20 protein-coding genes are annotated in these 25,265 nt (G+C 51.1%); 3 read left to right on the forward strand and 17 right to left on the reverse strand.

Going from position 1 to position 25,265, the window contains the following annotated elements; genetic code table 11:
- Nucleotides 1–146: 146 nt before the first annotated feature.
- Nucleotides 147–1,301, reverse strand: coding sequence for a L,D-transpeptidase family protein (locus KI809_RS10335; RefSeq protein ID WP_214171455.1), 1,155 nt, complete (start codon nucleotides 1,299–1,301; stop codon nucleotides 147–149).
- A 172-nt stretch (nucleotides 1,302–1,473) separates the two neighbouring features.
- Nucleotides 1,474–1,794 (reverse strand): HU family DNA-binding protein, encoded by a 321-nt coding sequence (locus tag KI809_RS10340; RefSeq protein WP_214171456.1) that lies wholly within the window; start codon nucleotides 1,792–1,794, stop codon nucleotides 1,474–1,476.
- A gap of 318 nt (nucleotides 1,795–2,112) precedes the next feature.
- Between KI809_RS10340 and KI809_RS10345 the strand changes: the two genes are divergently transcribed.
- Nucleotides 2,113–2,385 carry a hypothetical protein gene (locus tag KI809_RS10345; RefSeq protein ID WP_214171457.1) on the forward strand — a complete coding sequence of 91 codons (273 nt, stop codon included), beginning with the start codon at nucleotides 2,113–2,115 and terminating at the stop codon, nucleotides 2,383–2,385.
- A 117-nt stretch (nucleotides 2,386–2,502) separates the two neighbouring features.
- On the opposite strand, the gene KI809_RS10350 is transcribed toward KI809_RS10345, so the two are convergent.
- Nucleotides 2,503–3,150, reverse strand: a complete 648-nt coding sequence (locus KI809_RS10350) for a peroxiredoxin (RefSeq protein ID WP_492207405.1) — start codon at nucleotides 3,148–3,150, stop codon at nucleotides 2,503–2,505.
- 168 nt (nucleotides 3,151–3,318) lie between these two features.
- Here KI809_RS10350 and KI809_RS10355 point away from each other — a divergent pair, with 168 nt between their 5' ends.
- Nucleotides 3,319–3,717: a glutaredoxin family protein gene (locus KI809_RS10355; RefSeq protein ID WP_214171458.1), complete on the forward strand. Its 399-nt coding sequence runs from the start codon at nucleotides 3,319–3,321 to the stop codon at nucleotides 3,715–3,717.
- Nucleotides 3,718–4,449: 732 nt separating this feature from the next.
- Here KI809_RS10355 and KI809_RS10360 read toward each other — a convergent pair.
- Together KI809_RS10360 and KI809_RS10365 are read right to left on the reverse strand one after the other, a co-directional pair.
- Nucleotides 4,450–5,145, reverse strand: a complete 696-nt coding sequence (locus tag KI809_RS10360; RefSeq protein WP_214171459.1) for an SOS response-associated peptidase — start codon at nucleotides 5,143–5,145, stop codon at nucleotides 4,450–4,452.
- A 47-nt stretch (nucleotides 5,146–5,192) separates the two neighbouring features.
- Nucleotides 5,193–5,420: a VF530 family protein gene (locus tag KI809_RS10365; protein WP_214171460.1), complete on the reverse strand. Its 228-nt coding sequence runs from the start codon at nucleotides 5,418–5,420 to the stop codon at nucleotides 5,193–5,195.
- Between the two features lie 407 nt (nucleotides 5,421–5,827).
- On the opposite strand from KI809_RS10365, the gene KI809_RS10370 reads away from it, so the two are divergent.
- Nucleotides 5,828–6,157, forward strand: a complete 330-nt coding sequence (locus KI809_RS10370) for a PLDc N-terminal domain-containing protein (RefSeq protein ID WP_214171461.1) — start codon at nucleotides 5,828–5,830, stop codon at nucleotides 6,155–6,157.
- Between the two features lie 199 nt (nucleotides 6,158–6,356).
- On the opposite strand, the gene KI809_RS10375 is transcribed toward KI809_RS10370, so the two are convergent.
- The 12 genes from KI809_RS10375 to KI809_RS10430 all read right to left on the reverse strand — a co-directional run bounded on the left by KI809_RS10375 (nucleotide 6,357) and on the right by KI809_RS10430 (nucleotide 25,258).
- Nucleotides 6,357–6,596 (reverse strand): hypothetical protein, encoded by a 240-nt coding sequence (locus KI809_RS10375; protein WP_214171462.1) that lies wholly within the window; start codon nucleotides 6,594–6,596, stop codon nucleotides 6,357–6,359.
- Between the two features lie 11 nt (nucleotides 6,597–6,607).
- Nucleotides 6,608–6,997 (reverse strand): response regulator, encoded by a 390-nt coding sequence (locus KI809_RS10380; protein WP_214171463.1) that lies wholly within the window; start codon nucleotides 6,995–6,997, stop codon nucleotides 6,608–6,610.
- 62 nt (nucleotides 6,998–7,059) lie between these two features.
- Entirely contained in the window at nucleotides 7,060–7,287 is a 228-nt protein-coding gene (locus KI809_RS10385; RefSeq protein ID WP_214171464.1) for a hypothetical protein, read from the reverse strand.
- Between the two features lie 380 nt (nucleotides 7,288–7,667).
- On the reverse strand, nucleotides 7,668–8,975 hold the full coding sequence (locus tag KI809_RS10390) for a sensor histidine kinase (RefSeq protein ID WP_214171465.1): 1,308 nt from the start codon (nucleotides 8,973–8,975) through the stop codon (nucleotides 7,668–7,670).
- Nucleotides 8,968–11,124, reverse strand: a complete 2,157-nt coding sequence (locus tag KI809_RS10395) for an ATP-binding protein (protein WP_214171466.1) — start codon at nucleotides 11,122–11,124, stop codon at nucleotides 8,968–8,970. The genes KI809_RS10390 and KI809_RS10395 overlap by 8 nt, the downstream gene beginning before the upstream one ends.
- Before the next feature lie 40 nt (nucleotides 11,125–11,164).
- Nucleotides 11,165–11,959: a substrate-binding periplasmic protein gene (locus KI809_RS10400; protein ID WP_214171467.1), complete on the reverse strand. Its 795-nt coding sequence runs from the start codon at nucleotides 11,957–11,959 to the stop codon at nucleotides 11,165–11,167.
- A gap of 21 nt (nucleotides 11,960–11,980) precedes the next feature.
- Nucleotides 11,981–12,817, reverse strand: coding sequence for a substrate-binding periplasmic protein (locus tag KI809_RS10405; protein ID WP_214171468.1), 837 nt, complete (start codon nucleotides 12,815–12,817; stop codon nucleotides 11,981–11,983).
- 14 nt (nucleotides 12,818–12,831) lie between these two features.
- On the reverse strand, nucleotides 12,832–15,591 hold the full coding sequence (locus tag KI809_RS10410; RefSeq protein WP_214171469.1) for a PAS domain-containing sensor histidine kinase: 2,760 nt from the start codon (nucleotides 15,589–15,591) through the stop codon (nucleotides 12,832–12,834).
- The gene (gene ercA / locus KI809_RS10415; protein WP_214171470.1) at nucleotides 15,575–16,735 is read right to left on the reverse strand and encodes an alcohol dehydrogenase-like regulatory protein ErcA; all 1,161 of its coding nucleotides are present in this window, start codon (nucleotides 16,733–16,735) and stop codon (nucleotides 15,575–15,577) included. The genes KI809_RS10410 and ercA overlap by 17 nt, the downstream gene beginning before the upstream one ends.
- Nucleotides 16,736–16,822: 87 nt before the next feature.
- The gene (locus KI809_RS10420; protein ID WP_214171471.1) at nucleotides 16,823–19,309 is read right to left on the reverse strand and encodes a hybrid sensor histidine kinase/response regulator; all 2,487 of its coding nucleotides are present in this window, start codon (nucleotides 19,307–19,309) and stop codon (nucleotides 16,823–16,825) included.
- A complete protein-coding gene (locus tag KI809_RS10425; RefSeq protein ID WP_214171472.1) occupies nucleotides 19,306–22,515 on the reverse strand; it encodes a Cache 3/Cache 2 fusion domain-containing protein in 3,210 nt (1,069 codons plus the stop codon). Before KI809_RS10425 ends, KI809_RS10420 begins: the two co-directional genes overlap by 4 nt.
- 16 nt (nucleotides 22,516–22,531) lie before the next feature.
- Nucleotides 22,532–25,258, reverse strand: a complete 2,727-nt coding sequence (locus KI809_RS10430; RefSeq protein ID WP_214171473.1) for a transporter substrate-binding domain-containing protein — start codon at nucleotides 25,256–25,258, stop codon at nucleotides 22,532–22,534.
- Nucleotides 25,259–25,265 lie beyond the last annotated feature (7 nt).

Genomic DNA, 25,265 nt, shown 5'->3' on the forward strand with positions numbered 1-25,265 from the left:
GCAGTTCCTACACCCTGCAAATATTGCTTTTTAATTTTAAATATCAGTGAGTTAAATCAGATTAGCAATGCGAGAGAGGGGGGTTTGCAGAAATGCGAAAATATATAATTTTGCGAAACTGAATATTTTTTACTTAGAGTAAATTTTTACTTGCCGGCTAAAGAGGTAATCTTTTCCGCTTGCGAATGTGTTCTTGGCCCCAGGGTAACATCTTCAGGCATACCGGATCTGGCATTAACCGCTTTCATCACCTTTGCCCAATCAACCCTGCCATTGGCATTATTGCCGGTTATGACTTTCCACGCCTCGACCTCAAGGTTTTTAACCTTATCATAGACGTCCGGGTGAACTTCCAAAAATATCCTGCCATCGTCATTCTGTGCCAGTTTTACCGGTTTATAGACAATTTCGCCGGAGGTCCTAAGCGTGACATCCCGGTACAGCTGTTCCATATGATCCGGGTAAACCCTGATACAGCCGTGGCTGCTGAATCCATAGATGGAAGCAGGTGTATTTGTCCCATGGATCAGGATGCCGGGGATTGAGGTTCGCAGCGCATACCTCCCCAAGGGATTGGCATCGCCCGGTGGCACCTCATCGAGCACCTCTCTACCCTGACTCTTCATTTCATCTTGTATGGATGACGGCACCCTCCAGACCGGGTTTCTCAGTTTTGCAACTATCCTAAAATTTCCCGTCGGCGTGTGCCATCCCTTTTTATCCTTGAAAGAAGGCTTGCCGACAGCGACCGGATACATGGATTCAAGCCTGCCATCCCTGAAGAGATACATAGTCCGGTCCGGGATATTAATGACAATCCCCTGCTCAACCTCTTTAGGGACTATTCTTCTGGTTACAATCCTCAGCTTCTGTCCAGCTCTGAGCTGTTCACCTTTTTTCAAGTTATTCAGCCGTAAAATATTCCTGCTGCTGACACCAAACTTTGCGGCGATCAGCCGTACGGTGTCCCGTTGGCGAACCGTATAGAAGAAATCATCGCCAACAATCCGGGAAAAATCATTGCTATCATCGGCTACAGGTTCGGCGAGGTTTGCCTCAAGCGCTTTTCTTTCAAGAATGGCCCCTTTCAGGATTGTCATGCGAAACAACCGCTCCGCCTCCTGAAACTCTTTTCGCGCCAGAGCTTCCCTGGCCTTTGCATAAGTGTCCTCTGCACTCTTGAATTCAGGATAAAGAAGATCACCCCAGACAATGCTGCGAAGCCGGGTAATGGTCTCCAACGCTTCCGCATTGCCTGATTCAGCAGCAGTTGCCCCCATTGCCATAAAACTGAAGGCCAATGCTACTGCTACGGCAACCAGACACCGGCAACATCGCTGTGACTGATGGCGTATTGAAATAAGTGGGGATGAGATTGTCAGCATAGGATAATGAGGCTAGACCAACATGAAAAAACAGGCCGCCACACCTTTGGATGACGGCCCATCTATTGTTGATGAATCAGTATGATTGCTATTTCTTTTTGGCTGGTGCCTTGGCTTTCGCAGGTGCCTTCGCAGGTTTTGCAGTAAGATCCTTCAGGGCTTTGCCGGGGGTGAACTTGCCGTTTGTCTTGGCAGCAATATTGATCGGCTTGCCGGTCTGCGGGTTTCTTCCAGTACGGGCAGCACGCGCCACACTACTGAATGTACCGAAACCAACCAGCGTAACCTTGTCCCCAGCCTTGAGAGCAGCTGTGGTCTCAGCAATGAAACTGTTGACTGCCTTCTCTGCCTGAACTTTCGTAAGCCCGGCTCCTGCTGCAATCTTGTCAATCAAGTCTGTTTTATTCATAAAGCCTCCACATAAGAATTTAAAATCTATTTAACACATTCCGCAAGGCTGTCAACAAGCTAAATTGGGGGTAATGTTTGTGTGATGACCTGCACAGCCTTAAATGGCATAGGATTAAATTAAACCACCGCCCCGCTTGCCAGGGTGCCAATAGAAACCAAAAGCATTAAACCTTCCGAAGTTATTAGCTATTAGCCAGTTGCGGCGTAAACACTCCTGTGATCCCACGTACAAAGTCAATGCTATTGACAGACTCTAAATATCTGCTCTACTTAATATTATTAAGGTGTATATTTTCCGAAAGAGGAGGAGAATCTGATGAAACGTGTTGCAATTTTAGTGATGGCAGCTTTCGTGATGTCAGCATCTGTACCTGTATTTGCGGCAGATATGACCAAAGAGCAGAAAGACCAATGCCTGCTTGCATCAAAGGGATGCAAGGATCAGGTTGATTCCATCCAGCAAAGGATCAAAAAACTCAATGCCGAAATCAAAAAAGGCAAAAAAGAATACTCTGCTGATGAAATCAAGAAACTTAACGACAAGTTGAAAGAAGCAAATGATCTACTTGATAACATGCTGAAGAACTAACTAAAAACTTCAAGACCGAGCAAACCCAGGTAAAAACCAGACAGTAAAAACGGGAGAAGCGCTAGTTTCTCCCGTTTTCTTTGCTGAACATTTTAAGCGACAGCCCGGCACCTGTTGTTATTTTGCCAGGGTCTTCTGTCCGGGCTTCCATCCCAAAGGACAAAGTCCACCGCTCTGGAGGGCTTCAAGAACTCGGAGGGTCTCTTCTATGCTCCGACCGACGTCCAGATTATGAATAACCTGGTACTGCAGCGTCCCTTGCGGATCAACGATGAAAAGCCCTCGCAGCGCAACCCCCTTCTCTTCATCCAGAACCCCATAAGCCCTTGACGTCACCTTGTTGAAGTCCGCCAGAAGAGGATACTTAAGGTTCCCCAGATCCCCCCTCTTTATCCAGGCAAGATGGGACCACTTACTGTCAGTAGACACAGCCACAATCTCTGCATTTAAGCGCCTGAAGGAGTCGATATTGTCGCTGAAACCTTTGATCTCTGTGGGACAGACAAATGTGAAGTCCGCGGGATAAAAGAAAAATACCAGCCATTTGTCTCTAAAATCCTTTAAAGACAGGGTTTTGAACTCTTTTCCCGATTCAGTACTGACAACCCCTTCCAAAAAAAAGTCGGGAGCAGGCTTCCCTACCATGATTAGAGACTTGCCCAAAGCATTGGGGTCTCCCCCACGAACCTCGGCGTGAGCAGCCTGATATCCCCATGATACCAACATTGTTATCAGGCAGACGGCAACAAATACTCTTTTTCCCATTTGCATTAACCTCCTAGAGAATCTCTGCCAGGCAAAAAACTGCCTGCTCCTTCATGTCATTTATTTAGTAACTCAACAATGGTTGATACCAATTGACGGAGTTACGAGGAATGTTATGGTTAACATAATGCTAGGTACAAAATCGCGGTACTCCGAAAGGAAAGTCACATGCCCCATTCCATTATTCTCACAGTCTGCTTGATATCGCTTGCCTTTACCACGACTGCTTTTGCCGGTAATGCCCCGGCAAGTAAACTGACCGTAATCTCACCAACCGCCCAAACTGAGCAAAACCCTCTGGTTGTCATCTACACACTTTCCACCTGCCCCCATTGCAAGGAAGCAAAAGAATTCCTAACCACCAACAAAATCCCGTTCATCAATCGGGAGATCGATACCGACGAAGAACACCTGTCAACCCTTATAAAAATTTACGATTCAATGGGTGTCCCTGAGCACAAACGCGGGGTACCGCTTCTTGTCATAGGCAACAAAATAAAACTACAAGGGTTCAACAAAGAAAAGCTATTGAATGCCTTAAAAGAAGTAACGCCGTCCCCCAAATGAGCTGATAGGAGACCATCCACAATACGGCTAAAGGGCAAAGTATCAGGCGCCGCTTGAGGAAACACAGCATTCAGCAGAAAGCATTGCTTATTTGTTAATACTATCAGAGAAAAATATTTCTTCTACAAACTGATCAAGTTCATGAGGTGTAGGACCAGCATAAGTTCAGGACACTATCCTAGCCGCCAAGCTGATAATTATTTGCCTTCAGGTGTTCTTGTTTTGACCAGTTATTCGGCTGATTATCGGTTAATTTGCGACCAGCATCATTGCAATTACACATACAATTATTTATTTTATCATTCTAAACAGCTAGTTATAATCTTAGTCCATCAATTGGTTCAGTTTATGCTTATATACAATCAAGCAGTCACTACTAACAAAGGAGGTCTGAAGGATAGTCAATTTACAACCAAATATAATATGTAGTGCAATGAAAGATAGGTTATCTTTCAATCAAGTCCTGAGATGCAGGACTGCTTAGAAGTGAGATTTTGACTGACTATCAGATTTTCTAATTGGAGTATGTAGTTTGTTAAAAGTTTATTTGACAATTAAATATGTGTGCTTAAATTAGTGAGACTAATACCCTCTCACAAGATTCTGTTATAAACAGAATTTATTTACACAAAAAGGCTGAACGGTAAGTTACGTTCAGCCTTTTTCTTTTCACTCTTACGCAAGCAATACCGTTGCAGGCGTGTTACATGTAGTATTCGGGTTACAGTTCAATCAGTTAAAAAGAAGACCCGTATCATCTTGAGAATCAACTTTTATTATGCATTCTTCTCCATCATTCCTTACAGAGTTCACAATGGTTGACACTTGAAAGGCCGTCATTACTTCAGCGGGATAAGGCTTGAAAAGCTGTTTAAGAGTAGCAGGATCTGAGACCTCTCTGTCCAGCCAGACTGAGTATTCCTGAGGGTGTAGTATTACCGGCATTCTATCGTGAATTGTTTCAATCAACCGGTTCGGAGTGGTTGTCAGAATGGCACAGGTCTCAATTATTGAGCCATCCGGGTTTTTCCACTGCTCCCAGATGCCGGCCAACGCGAAAGGTTTATTGTCTGCCATTGATATATAAAACGGGGTCTTTGCGCTCCCGGAGGACTGCCATTCATAGAAACCAGAAATAGGGACCAAACAGCGGCGCGTACGGATAGCTCTTTTGAAAGAGTTTTTTTCGAATACCGTCTCTGACCGGGCATTTATCAGTTTGTACCCAATAGCCATATCATCTGCCCAAGATGGAACCAACCCCCACTTCATAAAATCAAGATGGTTCTCTCCTCCAAGATTGCGAATAACAGCAACCTGCTGGGAAGGGGAAATGTTGTATCGGGGGACAACCTTCTCGGGAAGCTGTACGCTGAAAATATCAGCAAGTTGCTCTGCAGAGGCATAGAGGGCAAAACGTCCGGGCATAGTAGTTCCAAAATCCTTGAAATAATTGGGATCTATACGCTGAAAACTCAGCGATTGAATATTTTTAGATCGAGATAGAGAGCTTCAACCTTGTCTCTGGCCCACGGTGTCCTCCGCAAAAACTTCAAGCTGGACCCGATAGAGGGGTTGTTGCTGAAACACTTGATATCAATGCGTTTGCCGAGTTGTTCCCATCCATAGTGCTCTATCAATTCAGAGAGAAGTTTTTCCAGCGTTATCCCATGTAAAGGGTTGTAAGGTTGTTCTTGCGGCATATTTGGGCCTTATAGGTAATATGGGATAAACTATCACGGTTACCAAGGGGCAACAACGATTATTCCTCTCCCTTCAGAAGAGCAGTCAATGGAAGCCGTTTAAGCTGTTGATACTGAAGCGTGTTAGTTTTCAACAGTTAAAAATAAATAAGACTAAAAATATCCCTTTGCCCTTGACGATTGCCACCTTCTACATTAGATTTATAAACAAGAGTGTTGTTAACGCGGATTGAAAGGAGATTACGCTCATGTGGACTGAAAGATTTCGTATTCGTCCTGTATCCCGCTGCAAAGAAGGATGCAGTATTTAGCCCGTCAAGATAATTGGCGGGCGCACGTACAAAGAAAAGCCCCTGCAAAAATGCAGGGGCTTTTCTTTGTCTTATTGAATCTCAAGGACAAATCTGATGGCTAGCTTCATGTTTATTTCTTTCATAGTCTTTATAGCGCTGCCTTCAGTACTCTGGCTTTACGCGTTGGCTGATGTCATCATAAACGAGTTTCAATATTTCAGCACCAAAGCAGCATGGCTGGTGGTACTATGTTTTTTCCCTCCAATCGGCACTATTCTCTACTTTCTGGTTGGGCGTAGCCAGAGACTCACTATTAAACCAGTTGGCAAAGTTGTCGTTTTTATAATTATCATGCTTCCAGCATTGATGATCCTTGGTTACCTGCTATTCATACTCGGACAGTTCACTCTATTCCCTACCCCTCCTGAGACTATCAGGATTTAAGCACGAAGGGCACTCTCATTTGTCTTTCGAACAATGAATGTAACGGTAAAGTATTGGAAATCCGACAAAAAATGCCAAACAAATCAGATATTCCACTCCTTTGATATATTGATAGAAGTCAACCATAGTATAGACAGATTTCACTTCGCCGATTTGTTGAAATATCTCTAACATGGCCCCTACTCCTTTCAATTTGCGCCTACTTTTTTGCCGATACCTTTACCGCGTTTTTTGAGTTTTCAGCTGTCCCTTTTATCATCCCCCACAGCATCATGATGGCCGGAATCAACTGAACGACGACCACTAAAGCGCATAAGGCAATGAACCCCAAAACAAATATCCCGCTGCTGTAAACTCTGGTGGTTGATACCGCGAAGGCGTCACCAAACATTGCCAGCCACATCAGAACAGTAGTCAGTGCTAAACGTGTCGTTTTCATTTTATTCCTCCTTAGTGCAGAGATTGACTGCGGTGGGTTTCGAGAGCGCATTCTACCGCTTTCTTAAGCTCTTCCTGCTCAGATGGCTCGTCAGGAAGCAGCGCGTGGTAAAAAATTCCGTCGTTTCTTAGCTTGCGGACCAATGACAATGAAGCATCACTGGATACAAAAATAATACTCAACTCTCTGTTACACTTTTTCAGCAACGGAATGAGTTCAGTAGCAGCCACCTCATCGAAATCCTTACCTATCAGGACAACTTGGGCGGTCTTCTTGAGAACTTCGAGAAGAACGGTTGCGGCCGAATTCGTCACCGTGACGTCATACCCTGCTCCGGAAAATAAGTCTGCCATAATCTTGCACGTATCTTGGTTGTCATCTGCAATCAATACCCCTTGCATGGTCGGCCCCCTTTCTCTTGTCTTTCCAGACTCACATTCCCGCAACGCTAGTTACCGGGACTTCAGTTTTTCCTTGTTTCTGTTTCCCTGGCTGAACCGAAGAGACCTTTAGCCATGCCAAAGAACATCATAATCCCTGGAAGGAACTGAAAAACAATGATCATGGATGCGAACCCGATGAAGAGCCAGAAGAAAAGACCAGATCCTTCGTTTTCAGCACCGCTGGCGGCAAATGCCGAAGAGACGCTGCAAACAGAGAGTGCAATGGTTTTCTTGATAATGGGTTTCATGGTGGCCTCCCTTAAGATCATCATTATTATTTGCTTGCTGTAATACTGCATTGCACCGAGCATACCACTATTAACCACAACTCATTTATACTATCCAACATATTGAATTACCTATGGATTATTAAGCTGGCTTTATAATTTGAGGCAGGATAGAAGACTTAATGTATTGAAAATATATACGTAATTGTGAATGTCAGGAGTCCAACCCCCAAGAACATCCACAGCTAACCATACGATATAACTACAAAAATCATAAAAATAAACGCGGTGTATAAAAAAAGATTTATGTGAATAACATCACAGGCGGGTATTGTAACATCAAGGAAAGGCCTCTGCTAACCATGGAGACAGGCGAAAGACTGAATTAACTTCCATCGCCTTCATAGCGTAAAGAAAAACGTGGCGCCAGAGCCAGGTTCGGCCTCTGCCCACACCTTACCACCGTGACGGGTAATGATATTGTTTGCAAGGAACAGCCCTATCCCGGTACCGGGGAAATCCTCATTTTTATGGAGACGCTGAAAAGCCCCGAAAAGCCTGTCAGCATACTGCATTTCAAAACCAACACCATTGTCTTTAACAAAAAAAACGGTTTGCCCCTCCTGCTGCAGGGTGCCGATTTCGATACGTGGATGGTCAGCTTTCTCCGAAAACTTCAGGGCATTGCCGATGAGGTTCTGAAAGACCTGCTGCAGCAGTTGGCGGTCAGCCGTACATGGAGGGAGATCGTGAACTATCAGCTCAGCAGGCTTTTCTCTATGCTGCAAATCCAGTTCGTCAATAACCTGCTGCACCAATAAAGTGGTTTCAAGATTGCTTTTGCTGATAGGTTGGCGAGCAAAACGCGAGAACTGGAGCAGTTCACTGGTAAGGAGATCCATTCGGTCGCAGCCGGCGGCAATGCGGTCAAGCAGCTTTTTTGCTTCCTCCTGCAGCGACTGACCATAGTCTTCCAGAAGGATGCGGACGAAGCCGTTAATGTGTCGAAGCGGCGCCCGAAGGTCATGGGATACTGAGTAGGAAAACGATTCCAGGTGCCGGTTAGCCTCTGCAATCTCCTGATTTTTCTGCTCAAGTTCCTGGCTTCTACGGCAAAGATCCTCATTAAGCAAAGATATCTGCGAATATGCCGATTCAATTTGAGCGGTACGTTCCAGGACCCGCGCTTCCAACTCGACATTCAGATTACGTAACTCTTCCTGGGTATGGATAAGCCGGTCGTTTTTTTCCTGCAGCTCCTCTGCCAGCGTCTTGAGAGCTTCTTCAGCTCTCATTCTCTCTGCCACTTCCCGTTTGAGCTCTTCCGCACGAGCCAGCTGAATATGGGTCGTAACCCTCGCCACCACCTCTTCGGCCTGGAACGGCTTGGTAACATAATCCACCCCCCCCTCGCGAAACCCTTTAACTTTCTGTTCCGCCATCCCCAAAGCGCTGATGAAAATTACCGGTATGTGCTGCAGAGTAAGGTCAGTCTTCAACCGGCGACAAACCTCGTAACCATCCATCTCCGGCATCATGATATCCAGCAGGATGAGGTCAGGAGCAGGGACTGCCCCGGCTATTTCCAAGGCATCCTGGCCATTAGTGGCGACCTGCACCTCATACCCTTCATGTTCCAGCATATCTCCTAATACCCGCAGGTTTTCCGGGGTATCATCCACAACGAGGATCACATGTTTCTCAGTCATGACTGGCTCCTGTGGTATTCACGTTGCCCAATTTTTTCAATCCTTCAAGATCATACAACTCAACCCGTTCAAGCACCCAGGCTGAAAGGCACGGGTCGATTACGCTCGCCTCCTCCCCTAATCTGCGGATGCGAGTTATATTATTCCGGAACAACGCCTGGGAGAATTCCTCAAGCCAGTCTGCAGGCATCCTGTCCAAGGAAGGCAGTTCCTGGCTGCGCTGAACGTCCCGGCTATCTTTATTTCCTGCAATCTCAAACCTCACTCCAGCGCGGCAAGCAAACAAGTCGAACAGCTCCTGCTCCCGAAACGGCTTGGCGATAAACGCATTAATCCCTGAGTCGAGAAACTGCTGTTTCTGCGTATCGAAGGCGCTGGCACTGATGCCGATGATTACCGGATCGCCAGCCAGGCAGGTGGTACGGATGATTCGTGTTGCCTCATCACCATTCATGCCGGGCATTACCAGATCCATCAGGATGATGTGCGGTTTGGTGACCAGGGCCTTCTCAATAGCCTCTTCACCACTGGAAGCTTCATCCACGACAAACCCCAGCGGCTCCAGAATCACCCGCAGCAGTTCCCGGTTAGTCTCCAGATCGTCAACCACCAGAACACGCAACTCACCCTGACCAGGGGCAAGACCGGTCACGCTATGCAGCACCCCTGATGATACAGGTACCTCGGAAGTCGCCGGCGCCGGGAACTCGAACCGGAAACAGCTCCCCTCTCCGGCAGTACTGACAACGGTCAACTCGCCATCCATCAAGTGAGCGTATTCGCGGCTGATGGCCAACCCAAGACCAGTGCCGCCAGCAGCCTGCTCACCGCTCCGGGTGCGTTCAAAGGGGCGAAACAGCTTGTCCTGTTCCTCAGTTGTGATGCCGATGCCGGTGTCTTGCACTTCAATGGCTATCCGGTCGATACCGACAGCGAATGCCCGCAGTGACACTGACCCGGACTTGGTGAACTTGACTGCGTTCCCCAGCAGATTGATCAGTATCTGCCGCAGTTTCCCCAAGTCGGTGACAATGTAGCGCGGCAGATCAGTGATCGGTTCCAGGGTAAAGGCAAGCCCCTTCTCTTCTGCTCGTAGCCGGAACATGACTGTCAGGTCATTCAACAGCTCGGCCAGGTCAATCGGTTCGGTACGAAGCTCCACCCGGCCGGCCTCAATGCGCGACATCTCCAGAATGTCGTTGATGATGGAGAGCAGGTGTTCGCCGCTCTTCATGATGGTAGCAACCTTGTTGCGGGCCATCGGCGACAACGAGGGATCGCGCTCCAGCAGTTGGGCAAAGCCGAGGACACCGTTCATCGGTGTCCTGATCTCATGGCTCATGTTGGCCAGAAACATGCTCTTGGCCTGATTGGCTGCCTCGGCCGCATTACGGGCATGAAGCAGTTCGGCAGTCCGTTCTTCAACCAATGTTTCAAGGTGTTCACGATAACGCGCAAGCTCGGCATAGCGACTCTCAAGCTGCGACACCATTTTCGCCAAAGATGCACGGAGCACTTCCATCTCACCGCTGAAAGTGAAGGTAGCGAGGGAATCACCGCCTGCATCATCACTACTGACCGAAACTGCGTAGCTTTCCAGCTGCTTGAGCGGTTTCAGGACAATCCGATTAAGGATCCAGTAAACACTCACAACCAGCAGCGCATCCAGGAGCAAAATTGTAACAACAAAGTAACAGATGCCGGTCTTCAGTTCTTCGTCGAGAAATCGTGTTGTTGCGGCAATTGTAAGAGTTCCAAGATTCTGTCCCGAAAAAATAACCGGCTGCTCCCGGACAACGACATCTGTTTTGGCAATTGCCTTCTCCCCGGTAACAGGTTCCCACCGTTCATTTCGGCTGCGGGTGTATACCGAGTCGCCTGACAGGACCACAATCCTGGTCAGAATGGGGTCTTTCATGGCGCCATCCAAGACCTTGTTGAGCTGTGCCGTGTCAAAATTCCATAAAGCAGAGGCGATGGCGGGCTGGAGCTGCTCTGCATCAATAGCAAGCTGATTTCTCAGCTTTGCCGCCTCACGATCACGGAAAACCTGCATCGTAAGTACTGCATATATGGCAAGAATTACCGTTGCTACGGCAACAAGAGTGCATATAACCTGCAGCGACAGTGAGCGGTTCGTGAGCGACATTAATGTCCCCTGGAGAGAAATCCCATAATGGTCTCGGCCCTTACGGCTTTCGAACATTTTTCAGGTACTTTCTGAGCAACTTTTCACTTATCCCCTTCTTATCCAGCTCCTCAAGGCGCTTACTGACCGACTCGACAAGCGGCACGCAAGGAGATTTTTTGCTAAAGCCGAAGTATATGTCGTCGTTTGCCCCCTGAAGCTCCAGCGGGGTGATCTTATTGGTAGTTCGATTCTGAGAAATATAATAAGTGCCGGGATATTTCCCGGTAATGAAATAGTCAATTATCCCTTGGTCCAAAAGGCGAAAGTTTTCCACCATGGTCCCTGACTCTGTAATAGTGAGTTCCTTGCGCCAGTAGCTGTCAAAAGCAAGACCAAAGGTATCTCCTAGACTGATTGCCCCTTTCCTTTTTTTAAGGTCTCGCCACTCGTTGACCCTGATGCCGCTGTCTGCTCTTACAAATACGGCAGAGGGATTGGCAAAGGCGCGATGTTTAGTGAAGACAAGATACCTTTCGCGATCAGGAATGTCCCTCAGACTAACGACAAGATCGATTTCCCCCTGTTCCGCGAGTAGCAGGACCCTCTTCCAGGGGTAGACAACGGGTTTTAACCTGATCTGCTTCGGCATCACCATGGCAAGAAGCTCAATACTCGCCCCTTCGAATCCGTCTCGACCGACCGCCCAGTGGTAAGGAGGGTATTGAGGATTTGCCGAGAAAACAAGCTCCTCACAGCCAGATGGCAATGACGATGCGTGAGCGTGCTGCAGCGGAAGGCAGGTGAGAATGGTCATTATCAGGAACAGCTTTTGGATGATTGACGGCTGCTTCATTTCGAGCCTCCTTGGTCATGGCTACTCGATACGCATCTCCCGATAACGCTTCAGATGCTTTTTCAGGAGCTTTTCCGGGACACCTTTTTTGTCTTGCTCCATAAGTCGTTTGCTCACGTAATCCACCAGCGAAGCACAACCGGACCGCTTGCTGAAGCCGAAATATATGTCAAGTGTAGAGATCGCCGGGAAAAGAGGGATGATCTCGTGGGACAGCGGTTTTTTTGACAGATACGCCTCGCCGACATATTGACTGGTAACAAAATAATCAATGCGGCCGCTGTCCAGTTTTTGATAGTTTTCAAACATGGTCGGCGCTTCTTCAATAGAAAGCTCTTTGCGCCAGTACTCATCGAAACCGCCGCCAAAGGTATCGCCGGCGCTGATGCCCCCTTTACGGTTTTTCAGGTCTTTCCAGGATTTATAAGGAAATTTTCTGTCCTTGCGCACGAAAACAACAATCGGGTTCGGGAACGCCCGGTGCGAGGTAAAGGTGAGGTAAGCGGAACGCTCAGGAGTTATCCGCAGGCTTACCAGGAGATCGATCTCTCCCTGTTCCGCCAGAAACATGGAGCGCTTCCAGGGGTACACCGCCGCTTTCAAAGGGAGTCCCGGAGGCATGACCATCTTGAGCAGTTCAATACTCGCGCCGTCAAAAGATTTGCCGATGCTCCAATCATAGGGAGGGTACTGGGGGTTGGTTGAGTAAACAACCGTTTCGCAGCCATCAGGGATAATGCGGTTTTCAGCAGCGCCCAGCGGGGAAGGCACGATAGCGATAATTATCCAGACAGCAGTGACCATCACATAAATGCTTCGTACAGCCACGCGTCTCAGTATTCTTAAACCAACGAGCATGACTATTAACTCCTTTATGTCGCCTCACCATCGTCCAATTTTCTTAATCCCTCCAGATCATACAACCCGGCCCGCTCAAGCAACCAAGACGCTAAAGCCGGGTTAGTCTCTCTCGCTTCCTCTCCAAGCCTCCGGATGCGGGTGATATTATTCCGGGCCAGCGCTTCATGAAAAGCCTCGCGCCATCCATCAGGCATTTTATTGATGGATGGAAGCTCCTTCCGGGGAGGAATGATTTCATCACTATTAGTCTCAAACAGAATCCCGGCATGCTGGGCCAGCACCTCAAACAGTTCCTGCTCCCGAAAAGGCTTGGCAATAAAGGCATTTACCCCGGCGTCGAGAAACTGCTCTCTCTGCATATCCAAAGCGCTGGCACTGATGCCGATGATGGTCAAACACTCTTTCGGGTAGCAGGCGCGAATAATCCGGGTCGCCTCTTCCCCATTCATGCCGGGCATTACCAGGTCCATCAGGATAACACTGGGCTTAAAGGCATGGACCTTATCTACGGCCTCTTGACCGTCTGCCGCCTCATCAACGATAAACCCCAAAGGTTCAAGCATCTCCCGTAACAATCCCCGGTTGCTGCGCAGATCGTCAACCACCAGGACGTGCAGTTCTCCCTGGCCGGGAACTAGACCGGTCACGCGGCGCGGGACATCTGATGACACAGGTACCATGGCAGTTATCGGCGCATGGAACTCGAACCGAAAACTGCTCCCCACCCCAGCAGTACTGACAACGGTCAACTCGCCATCCATCAAGTGGGCGTATTCGCGGCTGATGGCCAACCCAAGACCGGTGCCGCCGGCAGCCTGCTCGCCGCTCCGGGTGCGCTCAAAGGGGCGAAACAGCTTCTCCTGCTCCTCAGCCGTAATGCCGATCCCGGTGTCTTGCACTTCGATGGCTATCCGGTCATTACCAACAGAGAATGCCCACAATGACACTGAACCGGCCTTGGTAAACTTGACTGCGTTCCCCAGCAGGTTGATCAGTATCTGGCGTAATTTGCCCAGGTCGGTGACGATATAGCGTGGGAGATCAGTGAGCGGTTCCAGAGTGAAGGCAAGCCCCTTCTCTTCGGCCCGCAGCCGGAACATGGCCGCCAGATCTTGCAACAACCCGACCAGGTCAACCGGTTCGCTGTGAACTTCGACCCGGCCGGCCTCAATACGCGACATCTCCAGAATGTCGTTGATTATAGAGAGCAGGTGTTCACCGCTCTTCATGATGGTGGCAACCTTGTTGCGGGCCATGGGCGACAGCGACGGGTCGTGATCCAGCAGTTGGGCAAAACCGAGCACCGCGTTCATCGGTGTCCTGATCTCGTGGCTCATGTTAGCCAGAAACATGCTCTTGGCCTGGTTGGCGGCATTGGCTGCGTCGCGGGCATGCAACAGTGCAATGGTGCGCTCGTTCACAACATATTCCAGGTGATCGCGATACTGCGCCAACTCCTGTTCCGTCTGCTTGCGAGCGGTGATGTCACGACCAATCCCCAAGACGCCTATCAGGTTACCCTCAACGTCGTACATTGGGGTTTTTGTCGAATCCAACAGTGCCCGGTGGCCATCGTCGGCAAAGGTGATCCATTCTTCGTTGCTACACGGCTTGCCGACTGCCATGGTTTTTCGGTCATTTTCACGAAAGAAATCAGCAATTCCCTTATCAACAAAGTCGTAGTCGGTCTTGCCAACAATATCCGCCTCCTTGGCGCCGAAAAACCGCTCAAACTGGGCGTTGCATGCTAAATAGACCCCAGTGGGGTCTTTCAGCCAGATCAGGTCGGGAATGGTCTGCAACAAGGTGTGCAGCCTGGCGCGTTCGTTACGGAGGGTCTGCTCGGCCTGCTTACTCTCGGTAATATCCCGAGCCATGAAATGAAGACACTGCTCCCCCATGACATTGATGGGGGCCATATACATCAAGGCAACCCGTTTTTCTCCGGATTTGGTGCCGAGCTTGAATTCATAGTTTTCCACCCGTCCTTTTGCTTTGACGGTTTCGACAACATGGGCCCTGACCTCTGGCTCCCATAAGCCTAGCTCCAGAGAGGTCCTGCCGACTATTTCGCTTCTCGACCATCCTGTCCATTTTTCAAAACCGGCATTGGCTTCAATAAAGGTACCGTCAGCTATTCGCGTAATGCCGACCATATCCGGCATCATCTGAAAACTACTGGCATATTTCTGCTCCGAAAGTCGCAGATGTTCTTCCGTTTTTTTCCGCTCAGAGATATCTTCGGCCATGCCAAGATAGCCGGTAATTGCCCCCTCTTCGCGAATGGCGGTAACCACCAGCTCTACCGGAACCCGCCGGCCATCCTTGCAGATATAGGTCCACTCCCGCTTATCCGACCCATTACGTGAGGCTTGCTCGATAAATGCCTGAAACCCGCTAACGGCAACGCCGTACATGGCACACAATTCTTCGGCATGATGGGCAACCTCAGTGTCCAGATGAAAAATAAGAGGAGTAACCCGGCCGATTACCTCTTCAGCTTGATATCCCAACAGTTTTTCGGCGCCCCGGTTAAAAAGGGTTATCACTCCCTCCGGGTTCGCAGCGATGATCGCGATCTCGGTGGCCGCATTCATAACCGCCTGGAGAAACAGATTCAGCTCGGCCAGAGACTTCTTGGTCTCTTCCAATTCATTCACCCGATCCCGCAACTCGGGGTAGTAGCTCTTGCGGGATGACTGTTCACCCAGACCAATGATCCGGGCACGCAGTTCATCCCAATTGTCCGTTTGGTCAGAGCGCCTGCGCATAGATTCCCTCAATATCCTGCTGGGTTGGTCGACGGGGATTGGTCACCATGCAGGCATCTTCCATGGCCTTGGCAGCAAGTAGCGGCAGATGATCTCGGGTGACCCCCTGGCCGGAAAGGGTCTCAGTAATTCCGATCTGTTCCCTTAACCGCGCGATTCCGGCTACCAAAAAGGCGCAGGCCGTGCCGTCATCAACGCCATCGAGTTCCATACCCATGGCTTGGGCGATCTCCCGATAGCGTTGCGGCGCAGCCGGAAAGTTGTAGGCAATAACAGAGTCAAGCAATTGGGCATTGCAGGCGCCATGGGGAGAATCCAGCATCCCACCAAGGCTGTGGGCCATGGCGTGAACCGCACCGAGGCTGGCATTGGAAAAGGCCATGCCTGCCTGGGTGCTGGCAAACATCATGGCATCTCTGGCAACAGCCGAAAGCGGGTCATTAATGGCATCAGACAGATTGCGGGCAATCAGGCGGACGGCATGAAGGGCATGAATGTCCGTAAATGGCGAACTGGCATTGGACACATAGGCTTCGATGGCATGCACCAGCGCGTCCATTCCGGTGCAAGCAGTAAGCTCGACCGGCATGGTCATGGTCAGAACCGGGTCAACGAGAGCAACGTCAGGCACCACGGACTTGCTGACAATGGCTGATTTTCTCTGGTCTGACGTATCAGTAATAATGGCAAACTGCGAAATGTCCGCCGCGGAACCGGCAGTAGTGGCAATGCAGATGAGAGGCGGCATCGGCAACGGCACCTGGTCCACCCCAGCATAATCAAGAATCTTGCCTTTGTTGGAGCAGACTATGCCGATCCCCTTGGCACAATCCATCGGACTGCCTCCCCCGACGGCAACAATGCCGTCACAACCGGCCTCCCGATACCTGGTTACGCCCGACATTACTTCATGATCCTTTGGGTTAGGCGTGACTGCAGTAAATGGTATGGGAGTAACACCGGCTCCGGCCAGAACCTCAACGACCCGCCCGGTCCACCCCACAGCAGCGACACCCGGGTCACTTACCACAAGAACGGAACGCAGGCCGAAGCGCTCGGCATAGTGCCCCACCAAGCGATGCGCATCATTGCCGTAAACAATTTCAGGTATCAGAAACTTACGCATCGCTCTCAATGTTTCCATTGATTACTCCTTTATAGTGCCGTTAAGTAAGCACCCAGTTCCTGTTCACCTTTCCCTAAACTTTACAGTAGCGAACTGCGATGTCTACTAGTTACGCGCACAATCGGCCGCTTCACCATCGGCGAGGGAGTTGCCGCACTTTTGCTGGTCAGCTCCGTTGCCAATCCCGCCACAAAGGTCTTTGCATGCCTTCAGGTCATACAGACCGGCCCGCTCCAAAAGCCAAGAAGAAAGCTCAGGGTCGTACTCCCTGGCATCTTCCGCCAGCCTGCGGATACGGGTGATATTATTCCGTGCCAACGCATGCCGGAACTCATTGCGCCACTCAGCAGACACCTTGTCAAGGGTTGGCCTCCAGCTCTCAAAGTGATTATCTGTAAGCGCTTCATCCTTACCCATGTCAAACAGCACCCCGGCATGATGGGCCAGCACCTCATACAGCTCCTGCTCCCGGAATGGCTTGGCAATGAAGGCATCAATCCCGGAATCAAGAAATTGCTGCTTCTGGGTATCGAAAGCGCTGGCACTGATGCCGATGATTACCGGCGGTTCTTTCTGGCAACTGCTGCGAATGGTCCGTGTTGCCTCTTCCCCATTCATGTCGGGCATCACCAGATCCATCAGGACGACCCTCGGCTTCAGCGCCAAGGTTTTGTCAACGGCTTCTTTGCCGTTTGCCGCCTCAGCGACGATAAACCCCAGAGGTTCCAGCATCTCCCGCAACAATGCCCGGTTGCTGGGGAGATCATCGACCACCAGAATGTGCAACTCTCCCTGACCAGAGACAAGACCGGTCACGCGACAAGGAGCATCTGCTGAAGCGGGTATAACTGCAGTCGCCGGCGCCGGGCACTCCAAATGAAAGATACTCCCATCTCCTGTTGTACTTTTTACGGTTATCTCGCCCCCCATCAAGCGAGCATACTCGCGGCTGATGGCCAGCCCGAGACCGGTGCCGCCAGCTGCCTGCTCGCCGCTCCGGGTCCGCTCGAAGGGGCGGAACAGCTTTTCCTGCTCCTCAGGTGTTATGCCGATGCCAGTGTCCTGGATCTCTATCGCGATTCGATCAATACCGGCCGGCATCGCCCGCATGGTGATCGCCCCCTTATGGGTGAACTTGACCGCATTGCCCAACAGGTTGATCAGTATCTGCCGCAGTTTCCCCAGGTCGATTACGATATAGCGCGGCAGGTCGGCAAGGTATTCCAGGGTGAAGGCAAGCCCTCTTTCCTCAGCCTGCAGCCGGAACATGATCGCCAGGTCTTTCAACAGGGCCACCAGATTAACCGGTTCGGTCCGCAGCTCGACCCGGCCGGCTTCGATGCGCGACATCTCCAGGATATCGTTGATGATGGAAAGCAAATGTTCGCCGCTCTTCATGATGGTGGTGACCTTGTTGCGGGCCATTGGCGACAGCGACGGGTCGCGTTCCAGCAGCTGGGCAAAGCCGAGCACCGCATTCATCGGCGTCCTGATCTCGTGGCTCATGTTGGCCAGGAACATACTCTTGGCCTTATTGGCAGCCTCAGCCGCGTTACGGGCCAGAAGCAGTTCGGCGGTCCGCTCGTCAACCAGCATTTCCAGGTGCTCGCGATGGAGCTTCAGCTCATCGAATGCCAACAACTCATTAGTTCTTTTTTTGGAAATTACCCAAGCAGAAACTACCGTCAGCAGAGTGAACAGGGAGAGCAGCGATAGCGACAAAGCCACTTCTTTCCGCCAGGAGGCAAGGTAGTCGCTGGTAGCCTGGCCGACAAAGACATACAACGGATACTTGGAAATCTTGCGATAGCTGATGGTCCGGACAATTCTATCAAAATTGACTTCACCGGTATATGTACCGGTCTCTGGTTGTTTTTTGATAAGTTCTATTATCTTGGGACTCAGATTCCTATTTCCCACGGCACTGCCGATCCCTTGCGGTTCCGGGATCCGCGCAATTATGGCGAGTTCATGGTCGCGAAAAGAAATTGCGCCATGCGCCCCGATATTAAAGGAAGAGAAGAGTTTGGCAAAAAATTCCAGCGGGATACCGCAATAGACCACACCGGCAAACGTACCATCCGGCAGATTAATGCGTCTGGCGATAAGAATCAGCCATTTCCCGGTAACCCGGCTCAATACCGGCTTTGAGACGACCAACCCCGCATCCGGGTTTTCCAAATGCCTGCGGAAATAGTCCCGATCAGCAATATTTATCCGTCTGCCTGACGGGACTTCCGGCCCCAACCAGACATATCCTTTTGCATCGGCTATCCGGATACCGCTAAGCTCGGAAAACTGCCGGTCCTGTTGAGCGATATAAGCCTCCAGCGCCTTTTCATTAATGCCACCACCGAGAAGCTGCCGTTCGGTCTCGTTCACCACGGCAAACAACGCTACATCTATTTTTTCCAGGACACTGAAGATACTGGTTTCCAGGGATTGGGCCAGATTATAGGTGGAGAAACCTGTCTGCCTCTCATACTGCTGCCGGATCTGGTACATTGACAGACCGACAAGCAGGTACACAAACAGGTTGATAACAATTACACCTGCTGCCAGGCGGAGCGTAAAAATGCGTGATGCTGTCATGGCATTTTCTCCAATCGCCTGTCATCAACCAACTGCTTTATTCCTTCCAGATCATACATCCCGGCCCGCTCAAGCAGCCAAGCCGATAAAGCCGGGTCAGACGCTCGCGCCTCTTCCCCCAGCTTGCGGATGCGCGTAATGTTCTTGCGGGCCAGCGCTTCGAGGAACGCTTCGTTCCATTCGGCCGACATCTTGTCGAGGGTTGGGAGGGGCTGCCGGGGAGGGATACCTGTAACTGCTTCATCCTCGCCGGTTTCAAACAGTACTCCGGCATGCCGGGCCAGCACTTCGAACAGCTCCTGTTCCCGGAATGGCTTGGCAATGAAGGCATTAATCCCGGAATCAAGAAATTGCTGCTTCTGGGTATCAAAGGCACTGGCACTGATACCGATGATTACCGGCGGGGCTTTCGTGCAACTGCTTCGGATGGTCCGTGTTGCCTCTTCCCCATCCATACCCGGCATCACCAGGTCCATCAGGATGATGCGCGGCAGCAGGGATTGGGCCTTGTCTACGGCTTCCTGACCGTTTGCCGCCTCATCAACGATAAACCCAAGCGGTTCCAGCATCACTCGCAGCAACTCACGGTTGGCATCCAGATCGTCAACCACCAGGACCCGAAGCTCCTCCTGACCTGAGGCAAGACCAATAACCCTTTGCGGAGGTACAACAAAGCTAGGCGTTTCTTTGCATATCTGCACCGGGCACTCAAAACGAAAGCAGCTCCCTTTGTCGACCGCGCTGGCAACGGTCAGCTCTCCGCCCATCAGGTTGGCGTATTCGCGGCTGATGGCCAGCCCGAGACCGGTGCCGCCAGCTGCCTGCTCGCCACTCCGGGTCCGTTCGAAGGGGCGGAACAGCATTTTCTGCTCCTCAGCCGGAATGCCGATGCCAGTATCCTGGATCTCTATCGCGATTCGATCGATACCGGCCGGCATCGCCCGCATGGTGATCGCCCCCTTATGGGTGAACTTGACCGCATTGCCCAACAGGTTGATCAGAATCTGCCGCAGTTTCCCCAGGTCGATTACGATATAGCGCGGCAGGTCGGCAAGGTATTCCAGGGTAAAGGCAAGCCCCTTTTCCTCGGCCCGCAGCCGGAACATCACCGCCAGATCGTTCAACAAAGCCGCCAGGTCGATCGGCTCGGTACGAATCTCGACCCGGCCGGCCTCGATGCGCGACATCTCCAGGATATCGTTAATGATCGAAAGCAGGTGTTCGCCGCTCTTCATGATGGTGGCAACCTTGTTGCGGGCCAGTGGCGACAGCGACGGGTCACGTTCCAGCAGCTGGGCAAAACCGAGCACCGCATTCATCGGCGTCCTGATCTCGTGGCTCATGTTGGCCAGGAACATGCTTTTGGCCTTATTGGCAGCCTCGGCTGCGTTTCGGGCCAGAGATAGGTTGGCAATAGCAACCTCCAGCTGCGCCGTACGCTCTTTCACCAAATCTTCAAGATGGTCTCGATAACGCGCCAGTTCCTGTTCGGCATGTTTCCGCTCGGTGATATCCAGGATTACCCCGACCAGCCCCCCCAGGCTGCCATCGGCATTGGTGTACGTCGCTTTATTGAAGATCACATCATGCAGGGTATCATCAGCAAACCGGACGGTAGAATCATAAACCTGCACTCCGCCTTTACGAATCAAAACCATGTCCTTTTCATGATATTGATCGGCCAACTCCTTCGGAGAGACATCATAGACCGATGTGCCGATGATCATGTCCTTCTCTTGCCCGAGATATGCAGTGAAGGCCACATTGCACCCCCGGTAGACGCCGTTGATATCCTTGAAAAATATCGGATTGGGTATGGCATCCATGAGGGTCTGGAGAAAATGGACATTCTCTTCAAGCTCTTTCATCGTCTTATTGAGCCGTTCAGTCATCAGGTTGAAGGCCTTGGAGAGAGCGCCTAGCTCATCATCGGAACTGACAGTCAGCGTATGGTCCAGGTTACCGTTGATAATGGTTTCCACGGCGCACTGCAACTGACGGACAGGGCGGATGATGGTCCAAGCAAAGAAAACACCGAGAAAACCCACCGATATGGTGATCAGCAATCCGGCAACAACCATGAAATTGGTCATCCTGGTCCGGCCGTCACTCAGGAATGACCGGTATGCCAGCAGTTCCTCTTCATAAACGCTGGCGCCAATGACCCAATCCCACGGCTCATAATAGGCAAGCCGGGCAATTTTCCAGCGGGGTGCCGATTCACCTGGGTTCTGCCAGAGATAGCGCTCGGTGGTCAGTTCACCGGCCTTGAGAGCAGTAACCTTAGCGATAATCGACTTGACGACATAATTGCCATTGCTGTCTTTAGTCTCCCAGATATCTTCGCCATCGCGCTGGCCTCTCTGGGAAATGATATAGCGTCCCCGACCTTCACCTTTGCCCCCCAGAACATAGACATAGCCGGTCTTGCCGACTTTGGTCTGCAAAATGGCCTGACGCACCCGCGACTCAACAGATTTCTGGTTAATGCCAACATAAAGCATTCCCACCAGGTTGCCAGCACGGTCCTTGAGCGGCTCGTAGGCGGTGAGCTGCCACTTGTTGACCACATAGGCGCGTCCGTGGTAGGCCTTCCCTGCCTTAACAGCTGCGATGACCGGATTGGGAGCGCCGTCAGGGTTGACTGCCGGGATGAAAGTGCCGATTGCGCGTTTGCCCGCTTCATTCTGCACAGTAGTGGCAACGCGAATCATGTCGCCGTTGTCGTTCATGCGCTGAAAGATGGTGGCGGTTTCGCCGACCAAATGCGTCACATTGTCAACCACAATGGTCTTGACTCCAGGCTCAATGTTTTGTCCCAGCCACCGGTTTCCCACAAGCATCCTGGGAAGCTGCACCTGCAATTCCTGTTTGGTGAATTGATTAATAGCAGCCCATTTAACGGTATCTTGCGACAGGGAGATGCCACCGGCACTGGCCAGCAAATGCCGTGCTACATTAAGGTTGTAATTGACCTGCTGCTGGACCGCCTCATTCTCCGTTCGGACGAGATTGTAGACTCCCTGGGTGATGTGGTCCAGATCGGCATTGATCAACAAGTCGACTTCGCTCTGGGCAAGCCGGTTGTACTGCCCGCTCTGCCACACCGCAAGCAACACCAGGGCGACCGCAGTAATCATTACACTGCCTGCTCCCAGCAGGGAAACCTTGACGCTCAGCCTGAGATTCCTGAACATGGTGAACATAGGCTTGATCTCGCTATCAGTTGGCGATGCCCAGCTTTTTCAAAGCTTCCAGATCGTACAATCCGGCCCGCTCCAGGATCCAGGCCGAGAGGACCGGATTTGCCTCTCTCGCCTGCTCACCCAGCCTGCGGATGCGAGTGATGTTTTTCCTGTTAAGTGCCTCGCTGAAAGATTGCAGCCATTCAGCAGACATGTTTTCCAGGGTCGGAGGCTTCGTAGCCGCCACTTCTGTTGCTTTGGACCCCTTCTCCTCGAACTCGAACTGTACCCCGGCATGGCGAGCCAGAACATTGTAAAGCTCCTGGGCCCGGAACGGTTTGGCAACGAAACCATTGATCCCTGCGTCGAAGAACTGCTGCTGAGACTCCTTGAAGGCGTTGGCAGTTATGCCGATGATGGCCAGCGACTCCCGACCAAAGTTGTTGCGCAGGATGCGGGTCGCCTCCATGCCATCCATATCTGGCATGACCTGGTCCATGAGAATAACCCGCGGCGGTCTAGCCTGCGCCTTTGCAATGGCTTCCAGACCGTTTGCCGCCTCATCGACAGTGAAGCCGATCAGTTCAAGCAGCTCCCGCAGGAGCTGGCGGTTGGTATCCAAATCGTCAACCACCAAGACCCGGACCTCTCCCTGGCCAGGAGCAAGTCGGGCCACACGATGCGAAATATCGTGAACTGTCGGAGCTTCAGCAGTCAGTGGCGCCGAAAAAACAAACCGGAAGCAATTACCCTGGCCAGCCGAGCTCTCCAGGGTTATGTCGCCCCCCATCAGCCTGGCATATTCCCGGCTGATGGCGAGCCCGAGCCCGGTGCCGCCTGCTGCCTGTTCGCCGCTCTTGACTCGCTCGAACGGACGGAACAGCTTAGCCTGCTCCTCAGAAGAAATGCTGGAGCCGGTATCGCACACCTCCAACAATATCCGGTCGGTGCCAGCCGGGGCAGCACGCAAGACTATAGAGCCGAATTCGGTAAACTTGACCGCGTTCCCCAGCAAATTGATCATAATCTGGCGCAGCTTGCCGGAATCGGCAACAACGTATCGAGGAAGATTATCGGCAAGATCAAGCCCGAAGGAGAGCCGCTTCTCTTCCGCCTTTAAGCGAAACATCCCGGCCAGATCCTCCAGCAGGCCGGCCAGATAAAGCGGCTGATTCCTGATCTCCACCCTTCCGGACTCAATACTGGACATCTCCAGGATGTCATTGATTATCGAGAGCAGATGTTCACCGCTCTTCATAATAGTGGCAACCTTGTTGTGACCTTCCGGAGAAAGAGAGGGATCAGTCTCCAGCAGTTGGGCGAACCCGAGCACCGCGTTCATCGGCGTTCTGATCTCGTGACTCATGTTGGCCAGGAACATGCTTTTGGCCTGACTGGCGGCATTGGCGGCATCACGGGCAAGAAGCAGCTCAGAGGTCCGCTCTTCCACCATGAATTCAAGATGTTCTCGATGGCGCCTTAGTTCTTCCTCCACCATTTTGCGCTCAGTAATGTCGCGGCCGACCCCAAGGACACCGACAAGTTTACCCTCGGCATCATACATCGGCGTTTTTATGGTCTCCAGCAACGCGTTATGGCCATCATCGGCGAACGTTATCCATTCCTCGTTGCTGCTGGGACCCTCCGTAAGCATGGCCTTGCGGTCATGTTCACGAAATGAGTCTGCCAGCTCCCGGTCCACGAAATCGTAGTCGGTTTTACCAACGATATCAGCAGCGCTCGCACCGAAGAACCGCTCAAACATCCTGTTACACGAAAGATAGATGCCATCTGCGTTTTTCAGCCAGACCAGGTCCGGCATGGTATTCATGAGGGTGTTTAAGAACGAGGCATTTGCCCGTTGGGTCTCCAGGCTTTTGTTCAACTCTGCCGTCTTCAAGCTTACCGTCTTACGCAAGGTGTAATTCCAGGCGCTCAGGATGATAAGCAGCAGAACGAGTCCCCCGGCGATCCCAAATAGCTGACGGAGTGAGTTGCTATCAAACGGCTTTGCACCATACCATCTGGTCTCTATCCGTTTCAGCTCATCAGGGGAAATACGGGCGAAACCGCTTTCAACAAGTGACAACAAATCACTGTTCCCCTTTTTGACCCCTCTATGGAAATAGCCGGTGTGCAGTGGGGCAGATTGCTTGAAGCGATCGACAATGCCGTGTTTGTTGAGAAAATAAAGGGCGGGAGGAGTACCCATCACGAACACGCTTACCTTACGCTCTTTTGCGGTCCGGATGATCTCCTCGAAACTGTCGAAGAGCAGCAGATTGTCAACGCCGCTCTGCTTAAGGATGCTGATCATGGCATCGCCACGCTTGTCTGCTACGGAAAAGCCTTTCAGTGAGGCGGCATCGGTGATGCCGGAGATATGCTTGTCAAAGAAGATCGAGACCTCGATCTTGGCATAGGGTTTGGTAAAATCAAGCCATTGGGAGCGCTCCTCGGTCTTGAAAATAGTGTCGATAACATCAAACTCTCCGGATTTCATGCCGCTGACAGCCTTGCCCCAGTCCATGGGGCATATTTTTACCGCAACCCCGGTCTTCTTCTCCCAAAGACGCCACTGGTCGATCAGTATGCCTTGAGGTTGAGCACTACTGTCTCTGAAACTGAAAGGAGGGTAGTTATCATCCATGACAACACTTATAGAGCGGGGAACAGTTTCGGCAAAAGCGTACCCAACAGGGCAGGCAACGATGAAGAGCAGCAGCCAGAATATGCCGAACAGGCATGGACTTTTATCTGTCATAGATGAT

Source organism: Geoanaerobacter pelophilus, assembly GCF_018476885.1.
Classification (GTDB): Bacteria; Desulfobacterota; Desulfuromonadia; order Geobacterales; family DSM-12255; genus Geoanaerobacter; species Geoanaerobacter pelophilus.